Source organism: Nocardia sp. NPDC019323 (assembly GCF_044389845.1).
Classification (GTDB): domain Bacteria; phylum Actinomycetota; class Actinomycetes; order Mycobacteriales; family Mycobacteriaceae; genus Nocardia; species Nocardia implantans.
The window spans coordinates 197,797-211,951 of sequence record NZ_JBIRYN010000002.1 but is presented as its reverse complement, the minus strand read 5'-3'; the positions used below and the strand labels follow the sequence as shown (position 1 = coordinate 211,951).

Sequence of the window (14,155 nt, the reverse complement as noted above, 5' to 3'; positions counted from 1 at the left end):
CGGGCCGCATCCCTTGGGGTGCGGCCCGATTCGGGTCTCGCCTCTCGAATGATCAGCTGACGGTGGCGGACTCGATGACGACATCGTCGACCGGCACGTCCTGATGCATGCCCGCCGATGACGTGGCGACGCCCGCGATCTTGTCGACCACGTCGGTGCCCTCGGTCACCTCGCCGAAGACGGCGTAGCCCCAGCCCGACGGGGTGGGAGCGGAGTGGTTGAGGAAATCGTTGTCGGAGACGTTGATGAAGAACTGCGCGGTGGCCGAGTGCGGGTCGTTGGTGCGCGCCATCGCGACGGTGTACTTGTTGTTCTTCAGGCCGTTGTTCGCTTCGTTCTGGATCGGGGCGTTGGTGCCCTTCTGGCGCAGCCCGGGCTCGAACCCGCCGCCCTGGATCATGAAGCCGGGGATGACGCGGTGGAAGATGGTGCCGTTGTAGTGGCCGGCGTTCACGTAGTCCACGAAATTGCGCACCGTGTTCGGCGCTTTCTGATCGTCCAGTTCGAGCACGATCGATCCGTAGTTCGTCGAGAGATTCACCTTGGTCATACGCCCCACCTTTCCATTGTGGTCGGCGCGGGTCAGCGGTACGGGGTCGATTCGGCCCTCCGGCGTGAATTTTCTCGCTGGTCGGCACAACATTCTGGCAGTCGGCTCCGAACATACTGAGAACGCGCCATTCCTCCCGGCGGCGCGACGCCCGTGCGGACAGACGGGCGGCTAGCATTGCCAATCGTGCCCGACGCCGCAACCGCTGTTCTGACGAAACCTCCCGCCGCCCCCGCGGTGACCCCGAACGATTTCCGCACCGCCCGGCTCATCGCGCTGGTGGCCGGAGTGCTCGGGGCCTTGTTCGCGCTCGCGACGCCGTTCTTGCCGGTCACGCAGACCACCGCGGTGCTGAACTGGCCGCAGGGCGGGACGCTCGGCAACGTGCAGGCGCCGCTGATGTCGCAGGTCCCGATCGACCTGAAGGCGACGATCCCGTGCGAGACGATCGCCCAGCTACCCGAGCGCGGCGGCATGCTGCTGGCCACCGCGCCGCCGCAGGGTGACCGGGCCGCGCTGGAAGCGCTGTTCGTGCGGGTCTCGGACACCTCGGTGGACGTGGTCGACCGCAACGCGGTGGTGGTGTCGGCCGACCGCAGCCGTATGGGCGAGTGCACGTCGCTGAGCATCACCTCCGACAGCGAACGCACCTACAGCGGGTTCAACGGGCTCACCAGGCAGGTGGAGCGGCCGGTCGAGGGTGGGGCGCCCGGGGCGACCGAGCTGGTCACCGTGCCGGTGGAGGGGCAGCTCAGCGGCGATCTGCGGCCCCAGGTGGTCGGCGTGTTCTCCGACCTGAAGGGCGCGGCGCCCAACGGGTTGTCGTTCGCCATGACGGTGGACACCCGCTTCTCCTCCAGCCCGACCGCGATCAAGCTGGTCGCGATGATCGCGGCGGTGCTGTGCACTCTGATCGCGCTGGCGGCGCTGGCCCGGCTCGACAGCAGTGACGGGCGCGGGCACCGCCGGTTCCTGCCGGCGAACTGGCTGAAGCCGACCTGGGCGGACGGCGCGGTGGTCGGCACGCTGCTGCTGTGGCACTTCGCGGGCGCGAACACCTCCGACGACGGCTACATCCTCAGCATGGTGCGGGTGGCGCCGCACGCGGGCTACATGGCCAACTACTTCCGCTGGTACGGCGTGCCGGAGGCGCCGTTCGGCTGGTACTACTACGTGATCCAGATCTTCTCGGAGATCTCCACCGCCAGTCCCTGGGTCCGGTTGCCCGCGCTGGCCTGCGCGATCCTGTGCTGGCTTGTGATCAGCCGCGAGGTGGTGCCTCGGCTGGGCCGCGGGGTGCGCACCAGCAAGGTGGCGCTGTGGACCGGCGGACTGGTGTTCCTGGCGTTCTGGCTGCCGTTCGACAACGGTCTGCGCTCCGAGCCGATCGTCGCGCTCGGCGCGCTGCTGACCTGGGTGTCGATCGAGCGGGCCATCGCGACCGGACGGCTGCTGCCCGCCGCGGTGTCCGTGCTGGTGGCGGCGTTCACGCTGGCGGCGGCGCCGACCGGCCTGATGTGTGTGGCCGCGCTGCTGGCCGGTATCCGTCCGATGGTGCGCATCGTGGTGCGCAAGCACCGGCAGTTCGCCGCGCTCGGCGCCGGGCGGTGGGGCTCGACGCTGCCGCTGCTCGCGCCGATCGCCGCGGCGGGCGTGCTCGTGCTGACGGCCGTCTACACCGACCAGACCTTCGCCGGCATCCAGGAAGCCAACCGGGTGCGCCAGGTGACCGGGCCGAACCTGGCCTGGTACGAGGACTACCTGCGCTACTACTACCTGTTCGTGGAGACCGTCGACGGGTCGCTGTCGCGCCGCTTCGCCTTCCTGGTGATGCTGCTGTGCTTGTTCACCACCATGCTGGTGCTGCTGCGGCGCAGGCAGGTGCCGGGCATCGCGAGCGGGCCGACCTGGCGGCTGATGGGCGTGGTCTTCGGGACGATCTTCTTCATGATGTTCAACCCGACCAAATGGACCCACCACTTCGGCGCGTACGCGGGCATCGCGGGTTCGCTGGCCGCGGTCACCGCGGTCGCGGTGTCGGCGAGCGCGTTGCGGGCGCGGAAGAACCGGGCCATCTTCCTGGCCGGGTTGCTGTTCGTGCTCGCGGTCGCGTTCTCCGGCATCAACGGCTACTGGTATGTGTCCAGCTTCGGCGTACCGTGGTTCGACAAGCGGGTCTCTTTGCACGGCTACCAGTCCAACACCCTGATGCTCGTGCTGTTCGGCTTGGCGCTGGCGTTGGTCGGGTGGTACGCGCTGCGGGAGGACTACACCAAGCCGCAGCCGTCGGCCAAGACGGCGCGCGGCAGGCGGATCCGCCGGTTCGCCGCGATCCCGCTGACTGTGGTCGCCGCGCTGATGGTCGCGCTCGAGGTGCTCTCGCTGGTCAAGGGCGCGGTCTCGCAGTACCCGGCGTACTCGCTGGCCCGCTCGAACATCGACGCGCTCGGCGGCAGCACCTGCGGCCTGGCCAACGACGTGCTGGTGGAGCCGGACCCGAACGCGGGCAAGCTGGAGCCGATCATCGATCCGGCGCATCCGCCGACCGATCCGTCCGACCCGCTCGCCGGCGTCGATCCGGTCGGCTTCGACCCCAACGGCGTGCCGAACGATCTGTCCGCCGACAGCGTGGAGGTGAAGCCGGGCACCGGTAACACCTCGACCCAGTCGGTCGGCGCCGCCTTCGCCGAGGGGCAGAGCGCGGGCACCGGCGGCGGTCAGGGCGCGCGCGGTGTCAACGGCTCCACCGTCGCCCTCCCGTTCGGTCTCGACCCGGCGACCACGCCGATCCTCGGCAGCTACCAGAACGGCATGCAGCAGCCCGCGAACGTCACGTCGAGCTGGTACCAGCTGCCCGCGCGTTCGGCGGACAAGCCGCTGGTCGTGATCTCGGCCGCGGGCCGCATCCTGTCCTTCGACGACACCGGTGCGATGAAGTACGGCCAGTCGCTGACTGTCGACTACGGCAAGCGGCAGCCGGACGGTAGCGTGCAGAAGCTCGGCACCTACCTGCCGCGCGATATCGGCCCGTTCCCGTCCTGGCGCAACCTGCGGGTGCCGCTGGACGAGATCGCGCCCGACGCCGACGCGGTGCGCATCGTCGCCAACGACCCGATCCTCATCGGGGACCAGTGGCTGGCGTTCACGCCGCCGCGGATGCCGAAGCTGCAGACGCTCAACAGCCTGCTGGGCTCCCAGCAGCCGATCCTGCTGGACTGGGCGGTGGGCCTGCAATTCCCGTGCCAGCGTCCGTTCGATCACCGCAACGGCGTGGCCGAGGTGCCCGGCTACCGCATCCTGCCCGACCGCCCGCTGGCCATCAGCTCGACCAACACCTGGCAGGCAGAGGAGTTCGGCGGCGTCCTCGGCTTCACGCAGATGCTGGCCAAGTCCACCACCGTGCCCACCTACCTGAAGAACGACTGGGCGCGTGACTGGGGCTCACTGGAGCGCTACGACCAGTACGACCGCAACGCCGTCCCGGCGAAGCTGGACACCGGCACCGCCACCCGCTCGGGCTTGTGGTCCCCGGGCAGCATGCGGGTGTTCTGACCATTCGTTCGGAACCAGTCCGGCTATCGGGCCGTCGCGCAGGAACGCTGTGCGACGGCCCTTTTCATCACGGATCACCAGCCGTCAGGTTTGTCGGCAGAACTATACACACATAAGTGTGTATAGTTAAGGCATGGCTCGGCTCAATGTCTACGTGCCCGACGAACTAGCTGAACGCGCGCGTGAACGTGGACTGAACGTGTCCGCACTTACTCAGGCCGCGATTCTCGCCGAACTGGAGAAGACTGCCACCTCGGCTTGGCTGGCCGAGTTCGCTGATCGACCGGCGGTCTCCCACGAGGCCACCCTCGCCGCTTTGGATTCGTCTCGGGACGAGTTCGGCAGGTGACCTCTTCCGAACAGATCGTGCTGGATGCCAGCGCGATGGTGGACATTCTCGTGTGCAACGATCGCACGGCCGCCGTGATCGAGCGAATCACGCCAACCGTCATGCACGTCCCGGCGCACTTCGACGCTGAAGTGCTGTCCGCGCTGGGACGGCTGAACCGGGCCGGCGATTTGACCGACACCGACGTCGAGACTGCGCTGAGCCGTCTCGCAGGCGCGCCATTGACTCGCCATCCATTGATGAATCTGACCAAAGGCGCTTGGGCTCGCCGCGCGGCCATCAGGCTGACTGATGCCCTGTATGTCGAACTCGCCGAACAGCTGGACTTGCCGCTGATCACCACGGACGGGCGTTTGGCTCGAGCAGCCTCACGCGCTGAGGACATCCGCGGTATGGCTGAGCGTCGCGAATAGCGGGTGACGTGCCGATACCCGCCGATGTGGCGTTCAGCGAGCCGGCGGCGGGCTAGGTGTCCAGACGCAGGGCCGCCGCGCAGGTTGATCCTGCGCGGCGGCCCTGCCGAGTATTCGCCGGTGCGATGCCGGGCGCTCAGACCTTCAGCCGAAGACCGAGCTCGCGCCGGAGCACCTCTTGCGAAGGGAGGCGGCCGAGCACGCGCAGCACCGCTGGTCGCAGCTCCCGTTGTTCCTCTTCGCTGAGCAGTCCGACAAGATCGCGCAGATCCATTTCATCGAATGCCGTTGTCATGGCAATCAGATTAAGGCCACCGGCCCGATTCGTCCTGCGATGCGTAGCCACAGGTGGGAGCACATTTTCAGACCGGACAACCGGTTTACTGGGAGCTGCTGTCATAGCGCGCCCGCGCGGCGATGACGTCGTCCATGCGGGTCTCGGCCCAGGCTTTCACCGCGCTCATGACCGGCTGGAGGCTGTGCCCCAGCGGGGTGAGCTCGTAGTCGACGCGGACCGGAACTTCCGCGGTGATCCGTCGCTCCACCAGCCCGTCGCGTTCCAGTCCGCGCAGCGTCTGGGTGAGCATCTTGGGGCTCACACCCGCGATGATCCGGTTCAGTTCGCCGTAGCGTAACGGCCCGTCGGCGAGCGCGGCCAGGACCAGGCTCACCCATTTGTCGCTGATCCGGTCCAGCAGTTGGCGGGTGGGGCACTCGGCGATATACGCGTCGTACCGCTGTTTGGCCAGTTCACGGCGTTGCGTCGCGGTCTTCGTCGCCATCGGGAGCACCTCGCTGCCTCTAACGCACTCTCAGGTAACTACTACCCATCAGATAGTAACCAGCTTTAGGTTGGTCGGCAGCAGAGAGGAAGGAACGTCATGCGTGCAGTGGTGGTCCGCCGGCCGGGACCGGAAGCCGTGGTGGAGATCGTGGAAGTGCCGACGCCGCAACCGGGTCCGGGCTCGGTTCGCATCGCGGTCGCGGCGGCGACGGTGAACCCCGTGGATCTGATGGTGCGGGCGGGCGTGGGCGGCACGCCTTTCGCCGCGCCACGCGACCAATGGGGCGTCGGCTGGGACGTCGCGGGCACGGTCGACGCGATCGGCGAGGGAGTGACGGAGTTCGCGGTGGGGCAGGCGGTGATCGGTATCAGCGACCGGCTCGACGTCTCCCTCGGCGCGCAGGCCGACTACGTGGTGCTGGAGGCCGGAAATGTCGCGCCCGCCCCGCTTTCCGTGTCGCCGGTGCAAGCGGCCACCATCCCGCTCAACGGTCTCACCGCGCTCCAAGCCCTCGACGCGCTGGATCTCGCGTCCACCGACACACTGCTGGTGACCGGCGCCGCGGGCGCGGTCGGCGGCTTCGCCGTCGAACTCGCGGCGGCGCGCGGGGTCCGGGTGATCGCGTCGGCGTCACCCGCCGACGAGGACGCGGTGCGCGCCATGGGCGCCACCGATTTCGTTCCGCGCCAAGCGTCCCTGCCGGATGCCGTGCGCGCCATCGTCCCCGGCGGCGTCGACGCCGCCCTGGACGCGGCCGCCCTCGGCCCCGCGACACTCGCCGCGGTACGCGGCGGCGGACGATTCGCATCCGTCAGCGTCCCCAACACCCCGATCCCCTTGCGCGGCACCACCGTGCACACGGTCCTGGTCCGCGCCGACCGCCCCCGACTCGACCACCTCGTATCCCAAGTCGACGCAGGCAACCTAACCCTCCGCGTCGCGGAAACCCACCCCCTCACCGCCGCCTCCGAAGCCCAGAAACGCCTCGCCCTCGGCGGCCTCCGCGGCCGCCTCGTCCTCACCCCCTGACACCCCGCCGCGAGTGGCACATGGCTGTGGCGAATCCACCCGAGAAGCGCTCTCCACCATGTGCCACTCGCGGTCAGCGGATGCGGATGGGGTCGTCGGTGGAGAGGCCGGTGCGGGTTTGGGTTGTGACGTGGATGGGGGCGGGGGCGGCGTTGGGGGCGTAGGGGGTGAAGCGTTCGAGGGAGCCCCAGTCGCGGGTCCAGTCGCGGTCGAGGTAGGTGGGGACGGTTTGGGACTTCAGCAGTAGGCCGGTCCAGCCGAGTGGGCCGCCGCCGATGTCGTCCTGCCAGGCGTTGGAGGCGTCGGAGCCGACCCGGTCGGGCAGGATGCGCCACTGCGGGATCTCACCGACGCCGTCCTTGTGGTCGAACGGCCGCTGGCACGGGAAGGCCAGACCGACATGCCAGTCCAGCAGTACCGGAGCCTGCGATCCGACCACGGAGTTCAGCGTGGCCAGCTTGGGCAGCCGGGGCGGGGTGACGGCCAGCCACTGCTTGGGGGTGATGTCGTTGTCGATCGCCACCAGCCGCACGGCGTTCACTTCGGCGGGCAGCCGGTCCAACGGCACCCGCAGGTTGCGCCAGGACGGCGCGGGGCCGATGTCGAGCGGATCGATCGAGCCGAGCGTGCGCACCTCGCCGTCCGCGCCGCGGACGCCGTACTCCAGGTGCAGTTCCTGCCCGTAGGTGAGCACACCGTCGGCGTCCACCGAGCGGATGCGGCCCGCCGCGGTGATCGCCAGCACCTGGTAGGCGGGGTCGGCGCGCATGCTGTCGGTCAGGTCGAGGCGATACCACTGGGTGGTCAGCTTCGCCTGCTGCTGCTCGCCCTCCTGGTAGCTGCCGAGCACCGGGGTCTTCGCCGGGTCGAGGCCGAACGGCAGCGCGACGGTGCTGCCGTTGAGGCCCGCCTGCTCGGTGGTGCCGCCTCCGGTGCCCGCGCCGGTGGTGTTGGTGGTCTTGTTCTCCGAGTCCTTCTCCACCGAGTTCGCGCCGCCGGTGACCGTTTCCTCGGCGTCGGCGGTGAGGTCGCGCGCCACCCCGTTCGGGGTGAATCCCTTGTTCTGCGCCGACAATCCGTCCGCGGGCGATCCGGTGAAGGGTCGCAGCAGCGAATCGGCGGTGTCGGTCTCGACGAGCACCTCGTTCGCCAGTGCGCACGAATCCCCGCCGACCGATTCCACGTTCGACTTGGTGATCGAGTAGGCCGGGTACTGTGTGGCCGCGGCCTTGGCGAGCGAGGCGACCTCGAAGATGACCAGCAGCGCGGCGGCCACGGTCAGCGGCGCCGAGGCCCATCGGTCGAATCGCCGTGGGCCGCCGCCGGTCTCGCGCCGGTACGGCTCGCGGTAGTGCTGCCAGATGGCGACCAGCAGCGCGAGGCCACTGAGGCCGAGGAACAACGTGGACAGCCCCTTGCCCGCGATCAACGGAGCCTTGTCCCACCACGGGACACCGTAGCTGGACACGTACCACCACCCGTTCGGACCGGTGAAGGTCACGGCGAGCAGGAACAGCACGGCCGCGGCGAACAGCGCGCGGTTGCGCGGCGAGCGAATCCCTGTGGTGCCCACCGCGACCGCGGCGAGGGCGGCCAGCGATCCGGCCAGTCCGGCGTAGACGCCGAAGTGGTGGGTCCACTTGGTGGGGGTGAACATCATCAGGAACAGCGACGCGAACACGATGCCGAGGATGCGCACCGAGGGGCCGCGCGAGGTGCCGGGTATCCGGCCCTTGCGCAGCACTTGCAGCACGCACACGAGCAGGCACAACAGCATCACCAGCACGCCGAACCGCCGCGCCAGCGAACCGTCCGGCGAGAGCATGAGCAGCGAGTCCCAGCGGGTGCGCTCGTCGAACCAGGCGACGTTCGGCCCCACGATCGTGCGCACCCGGGTCGCTTCCAGCACCGTCGCCAAGGTCTGGTCGGCGAAGATCACCACCAGCACCAGCGTGCCCGCGGCGAGGCCGGGGGCGATCAGCGCGGCGAACCGGAACACCGCGCCCGCCCGGGACGACTCCCGCGCCCGCGCGGGGGCGTTCACGGCGGCCGCGGCTGCGGCGGAACCGGCGGCGGCCGCGTCGGCGTCGGGCCCGGTGCGGACCGGGACGGCGCCGCGCGCCCGCTTGATGATGATCAGCAGTACCGGCCGTGAGCCTGCGATCAACGCCGCGATGCAGATCAGGCCGGTGGGGCCGGCCGCCAGTGAGAACGCGGCGATCAGCACGGCCGCCGCGGCGGGCAGCAGCCGTCCGGTCGCGATGGCGCGTTCGATCGAGCACCAGGTGAGCAGCGCGCCCGCCGCGATCAGCGGTTCCGGACGCAGGCCGTTGTCGTAGGGCAGCCAGAACGCGAGGAACACCAGCCCCGCCGTCCACAGCGCCACCTTGTTGCGCCGCACCCGCGCGCCGAGGCGCGGCAGCACCTCCCGGCTGATCACCAGCCAGCAGACCACGCCGGCCAGCAACGTGGGCAGTCGCATCCACAGGCTGGCGTCGGAGATCCGCGACATCCAGGCCAGCACCTCGTAGGACCAGCCGAAGGGGGCCTCGGGCACCGCGAACCAGCGGTAGTAGTTCGCCATGTAGCCCGCGTGCCCGGAGACGCGCGCCATGTTCAGGATGTAGCCGTCGTCGGAGGTGTTCGCCCCGATGACGTGCCACAGCGCGAGCGTGCCGAGCACGACGCCGTCCGCAGGGGTGACCCGCCACCAGTGCGCGGGCAGGAAACGGCGCGGCTTGCGTCCGTCGGCGGTGTCCAGCAGATGCAGTGCGACGAGTGCGATCAGCGTGAACACGGCGGCGGCGATCATGGCGGCCAGCTTCAGCGGCGTCGGCGTGGAGGAGAAACGCGAGTCGATGTCCGCGTGCACCTGCGCCCCGGCGAGCCGATCGGCCGTCAGATCGGTGAACACGCCAACCAGCTGCGGCCGGATGTCCCGTCCGACCGTGGACCGGAACGGTGTGCCGTCCTGCCGGGTCACGCCGGTGAGTTCGGCGGTGGTCGCGGCGGCGGTCGATTCGATGTCGATCGCGGTGCAGGAACCGACCTCGGCCAGCGGGGCCGACAGCAGCGGGATGTCGCGCAGCACCACCGAGAGGACGCCGTCGGCGACCGATACCACCAGGCCCTTGCTCGCCGCCTGGCCGGAGGCCACCGGGACGGTGGACAGCAGCGTGCCGCCCGATCCCAGCTCTCCCGACAGCGCGCAGGGCAGCGTCGCGTGCAGCCGCAGCGGCTCGTAGGACACCAGCGGCGCCGCCACGCTCGCGGCGCCGGACTCGGGCCAGTCCAGGCTCGCCCGGTCCTGCCGCACCGGCAGCAGCGGGGTCAGCAAGGCCAGCAGGAATCCGAGAAGCCCGGAGAGCAGGGCGATCAAGCGGATACGGGTGAACGCTCGAGTAGATCGATCCGGTCGCACGGGGGTTGATGCTAGCTACCGCCCGGTGTGACGCCGACTGCCCCCGACGAGCGCAGCGTATGAACGTCCCACAGCCAGACGTCCTCCACCCGCGTCGGCGTGAATCCGAGCAGCTGGGTCACGGTTTCCCGCAAAACATCCCCGTTCTTCGCCGCGGGCAGCACCAGGGCGTCGGCTTGCCAGAACCGCAGATCCTCCAGCGCCCGGGCGCGCACGCCCGCGTCGATCGGCGGTACCACCCCGGTGTCCTGGGCTTGGACCAGCAGCGCGGTGGTCGGGCGGGCCTCCGGGCCGTAGATCCCCTTCTTGGTCGCGCCGGTCGGGCCGACGAAATAGCCACCCGCCAAGGGGAAGGTGAAACCGGCGTCGGCCTGCCAGCGCAGCGCTCGCGCGTCGGGCGGACGCGGTGGGGGCACCATGACCACCGAGCCGTCGCCGACGTAGCGGCGGACGGCGCCGTCGGCGAAGAAATCCGGTGTGGGGGGTCGCTCGACCACCGGCAGGATGGTCGGAATCAGCGGCAGCAGCGCGCAGGTCACCGCGGTGAACCAGCCCAGCGGCTTCCAGTCCGCCGCCGATCGCGTCCAGGTGCCCACCGCGCGGTCGGTGCCCAGCGCGAGCACCACCGCGATGGCCGGGACAGCGGCCATGCTCAGCCTGCTCTCCAGCACCGTGTTCAACAGCGGGACATGTTCGGCCCAGCGCCACGGCAGCTGCACGCCGGTCGGCCGTCTACCGATGGTCGCGACGGCACCCAGCGAGAGCAGACCGAACACCGCGATCACCACGCCCGCGGCCCGCACCACGCGGTCGCGCCACAGCAGTCCCACCGTGAACACGACCAGAAGCAGCAGCGGCCAGCCGAAGTACGCGTTCTGCTCGGTCGGGTTGATCGCCACGTTCGCGCCGGGAGCGAACACGCCGCCCAGCGATTCGGACGGAAACTGCACCAGCGCCGCGAGATCGTTGCCCATCGGGCCGTGGTCGATCGAGCGATAGCTCTGCGGGCCGAAGAACTGCCACCACAGCGGAATCTCGGCCAGCGCCAGCGTGACCACCGCGGCCAGCACGAGGGTGGGAGCGATCGTGCGCGTCACGCGCAGCCCGGTGCGCGGAGTATGCAGGTAGTAGACGATCGCGAACAGGCCGAACGCGAGGGCGAAGATCAACAGCGGTTCCTCGCCGAGAGCGATCTGCGTCGCGACCAGAAGACCGAGCACGACGGCGTCCCGAACCCGTCCGCGCGGCCGTGCCGGTTCCGCCGTGGCCGCCCGCCGCGCCATCCGGATCAGCCTGCCCGCGATGATCGGAAGCAACAACAGCACCACGAAGTTCGGATGCGCGTTGGCGTGCGAGATCATCGCGGGCGCGAAACCGCAGAACAGCCCGCCGATCACCGCCGCGGTCCTGGACCGGACCAGTTCGCGGGCGAACAAGCGATACCAGGCGAACGCCGTCCCGGCCAGGCCGAGGGTGAGCACGAGCACGAACGTGACGGTCGGCCCGAAGAGCAAGGTGACCGGCGTCAGCGGCACGCCGACGCCGAACATGGCCGTGTTGGCCATCATGTTCACACCGGCCGGGAAATTCTGCAGATCGGTGCCGAGCGGGTTGTGCGCAGTGGCCACCGAGTGCGCCGTGACCGCGAAGAACCACTCCCACATGGTCTGGTCCTGACCGCTCTTGATCAGGTACCCGCTGGCGGTATTACGCCATTGGCCCGAGAGCACGGTCGCGGCCAGCGCCAGGTAACCGGCGCCGACAGCGAAGTCCGCGACCCGCGTCGCGGTCGGCCGCCGGGTACGCGCCGGACGGGTGAGCACTCCGGCCGCTGTCGCCCGCTTCGCCGCGATCGCGACCGTCGCCGATTCCGCCGGTAGGCCGGTCTCGGCGTCCTGTGCCTGTGTCACCCGGGCATCACTCCTCGACAGCGCCCTCCGTAGCAACCACGCTGTGCGTGGACCGACAAACGAAAGGGGTAACCACTGCGCGCGAGTTCAACCGCGGCGATTTCAGCGGTGGACGGTGACCAGCGTGAACGGTCCGATATCCGTGCTGGTGAAGCGCGGGTCGGCGAACAGCTCCTTGGGGAAGCTCACCGAGTAACGCGCCACGTTCGGGTCGTTCGGGTAGACGTCCTTGGCCAGCCGCAACGTGTAGGAGTCGCCGCTGCGCCGGAACAGGAACGCGTCGGGCGCTCGCCACGGGCTCGCGGCCAGCGCGTCGAGCAATTCCTGCGGCGTCTTCAGCTGGCTCCAGCGCTCGATGGTCGCCGCCCGGCCCGCGAATTCCGCGAGCGGGTTGGCGTAATGCGAGGTGAGCGCCTGGAAGCCCAAGTAGGGATAGAAAGAAAGGAAGCTGGTGTCGGCGGTGAGTACCACGGTGTCCGCGCGCGGGCGTCCGGTCTGCGCGGTGAGCGCCCGATCCACCTCGGCATACCGCGACACGGCCGAGGGGTCGCGCTGGTCGGCGCGCTTCCCGTCGCCGTCGGTGTCCGTGTACGCGGTGGTGATCTCCGGCGTCAGCACGTGCGGAATGTCCTGCGCGAAGGCCAGCGCGCCGATCGTCGCTACCGCGATCGCCACCAGCCGGAACCGCGCGGGCTCGTTCAACGCCTGGTAGATCGCCCGCGCGCCCTCCACGAACCCGAACGCGCCCGCGACCGACAGCAGCACCAGCAGCACCGGCTCCAGGCGGAACGACAGCAACGTGGTGCCCGCGGCGGTCGCGGCCATCGACAGCAGCGTCCACAGGTAGATCGCCGCCACCCCGATGCCGAGCGCCTGCGCCCTGCGCGACGACGCGCCGCGCAGCACCAGCCAGATCGTGCCGAGCAGGCACAGCGCCCCGAGCAGGGAGAAATGGAACATCGGCAGGGGCAGTTCCGCGCCCGCTTCCGGCAGGTAGTGCTGGGCGGTCCCGGAACTCGCCGTCGCGCCGCGCAGCGCCTTCGCCAGGTACGGCGCCCACACCAGCAGCGCGACCAGTCCCGCGAGCACCGCGATCACCACGAGCCGCACCAACGGCGGCAGGGCCGCGCGCCAGACGGGAAGGGTCGAGTCCGTCGCGGGGCGGGCACGGCGCGGACGGTCGGCGGCGCGCTGTGCCCGCACCGCGAGGAAGGCCGCCACCAGCCCCATCAGCGCCACCGCGAAGGCAGCCACGAGGAAGTAGAGGGTGTAGAAGGTGGCCGCCCAGCCGAGGAACAGCCCGGTGCCGACGACCGCGCCCCAACCGCCGGCCGTGCGCTCGGCGTCTTCCGACGAGCGCACCGCCGGCCGGTGCAGCGCCCCCCACGCGAGCACCAGCGCGGGCGGCAGCAGCAGCACGATGACGGCGCTGTAGGCCTCCGGCGCGGCGTAAGCCAGGGTGACCGCGGTACTCGCCGCCGCGACGCCCACCGCCCAGTCCGCGCGGATCAGCTTCGACCACAACACCAGCGCGACCACCGCGGCCACGGCGAGGAAGGTGATCGCGTACGGCTTGAACACTTCCCAGCCGTCCATCCCGAGCAGATTCGCCACCCGCCCGCCGATCCAGAACCAGCCCGCGGGGTAGAACGACGGCAGATCCGCGTACGTCATGTCGCGCAGCGCGGCGGAATCGGTGAGCCGGGTGAGGAACTCGGTGCGGAACTCCTGATCCACCGAGACGCCGAACAGATACAGCTTCGTCGCCGCAAGCGGCATGCCGAGCGTGAACGTGACGAACGCCGAAAGTCCGGCCCAGGAAAGCAGTTTCGCGATCGAAGGCCACTTGCGCAGCCGCAGCAGCGCGATCGCGACCGCGAGCACGACCGCCGCGCCGACCTGTCCGACCGTGGTCAGCGCCCGAGTCACGTTCGACGAGTTGAAGGCGGGCCACTGCACCAGCGAGAAAGCGACCAGCCCGACGACGGCCACCACGGCGGCGACCACCGCCGCGAGCGCGGCCTCGCCGACGCCGGAGGCGATCTGCCGCGCCACGAGCGACCCGCGCCCCGGCGCCGGAGCCGGATCGACCGGACGCGTCGGCGTTTCGTCCGCGGCGGTCACCGTGCTCAACGGACCGCTCCGC

At 69.9% G+C, this 14,155-nt stretch carries 10 protein-coding genes; 4 read left to right on the top strand and 6 right to left on the bottom strand.

The annotated features are described in order from the left end of the window. Nucleotides 1-52 precede the first annotated feature (52 nt). Complete coding sequence (locus ACH49X_RS08500) at nt 53-550, bottom strand: peptidylprolyl isomerase (protein WP_195079698.1); 498 nt, start codon at nt 548-550, stop codon at nt 53-55. A gap of 186 nt (nt 551-736) precedes the next feature. Here ACH49X_RS08500 and ACH49X_RS08495 point away from each other — a divergent pair, with 186 nt between their 5' ends. The 3 genes from ACH49X_RS08495 to ACH49X_RS08485 all read left to right on the top strand — a co-directional run bounded on the left by ACH49X_RS08495 (nt 737) and on the right by ACH49X_RS08485 (nt 4,864). Continuing rightward, nucleotides 737-4,102 carry an arabinosyltransferase domain-containing protein gene (locus tag ACH49X_RS08495; protein WP_195079699.1) on the top strand — a complete coding sequence of 1,122 codons (3,366 nt, stop codon included), beginning with the start codon at nt 737-739 and terminating at the stop codon, nt 4,100-4,102. Between the two features lie 133 nt (nt 4,103-4,235). Beyond that, the gene (locus ACH49X_RS08490; protein WP_195079700.1) at nt 4,236-4,451 is read left to right on the top strand and encodes a type II toxin-antitoxin system CcdA family antitoxin; all 216 of its coding nucleotides are present in this window, start codon (nt 4,236-4,238) and stop codon (nt 4,449-4,451) included. Next, on the top strand, nt 4,448-4,864 hold the full coding sequence (locus ACH49X_RS08485) for a type II toxin-antitoxin system VapC family toxin (RefSeq protein WP_357112933.1): 417 nt from the start codon (nt 4,448-4,450) through the stop codon (nt 4,862-4,864). The genes ACH49X_RS08490 and ACH49X_RS08485 overlap by 4 nt, the downstream gene beginning before the upstream one ends. Before the next feature lie 136 nt (nt 4,865-5,000). On the opposite strand, the gene ACH49X_RS08480 is transcribed toward ACH49X_RS08485, so the two are convergent. Together ACH49X_RS08480 and ACH49X_RS08475 are read right to left on the bottom strand one after the other, a co-directional pair. Next, nucleotides 5,001-5,159 carry a hypothetical protein gene (locus tag ACH49X_RS08480; RefSeq protein WP_168434190.1) on the bottom strand — a complete coding sequence of 53 codons (159 nt, stop codon included), beginning with the start codon at nt 5,157-5,159 and terminating at the stop codon, nt 5,001-5,003. A gap of 85 nt (nt 5,160-5,244) precedes the next feature. After that, complete coding sequence (locus ACH49X_RS08475) at nt 5,245-5,646, bottom strand: helix-turn-helix domain-containing protein (protein WP_195079701.1); 402 nt, start codon at nt 5,644-5,646, stop codon at nt 5,245-5,247. Between the two features lie 99 nt (nt 5,647-5,745). On the opposite strand from ACH49X_RS08475, the gene ACH49X_RS08470 reads away from it, so the two are divergent. Beyond that, the gene (locus ACH49X_RS08470) at nt 5,746-6,678 is read left to right on the top strand and encodes an NADP-dependent oxidoreductase (RefSeq protein WP_195079702.1); all 933 of its coding nucleotides are present in this window, start codon (nt 5,746-5,748) and stop codon (nt 6,676-6,678) included. A 73-nt stretch (nt 6,679-6,751) separates the two neighbouring features. On the opposite strand, the gene ACH49X_RS08465 is transcribed toward ACH49X_RS08470, so the two are convergent. The 3 genes from ACH49X_RS08465 to ACH49X_RS08455 all read right to left on the bottom strand — a co-directional run bounded on the left by ACH49X_RS08465 (nt 6,752) and on the right by ACH49X_RS08455 (nt 14,064). Continuing rightward, complete coding sequence (locus ACH49X_RS08465; RefSeq protein ID WP_195079703.1) at nt 6,752-10,099, bottom strand: arabinosyltransferase domain-containing protein; 3,348 nt, start codon at nt 10,097-10,099, stop codon at nt 6,752-6,754. 11 nt (nt 10,100-10,110) lie between these two features. After that, nucleotides 10,111-12,009, bottom strand: a complete 1,899-nt coding sequence (locus ACH49X_RS08460) for a glycosyl transferase (RefSeq protein ID WP_357207082.1) — start codon at nt 12,007-12,009, stop codon at nt 10,111-10,113. A gap of 102 nt (nt 12,010-12,111) precedes the next feature. Continuing rightward, a complete protein-coding gene (locus ACH49X_RS08455; RefSeq protein WP_357207142.1) occupies nt 12,112-14,064 on the bottom strand; it encodes a galactan 5-O-arabinofuranosyltransferase in 1,953 nt (650 codons plus the stop codon). Nucleotides 14,065-14,155 lie beyond the last annotated feature (91 nt).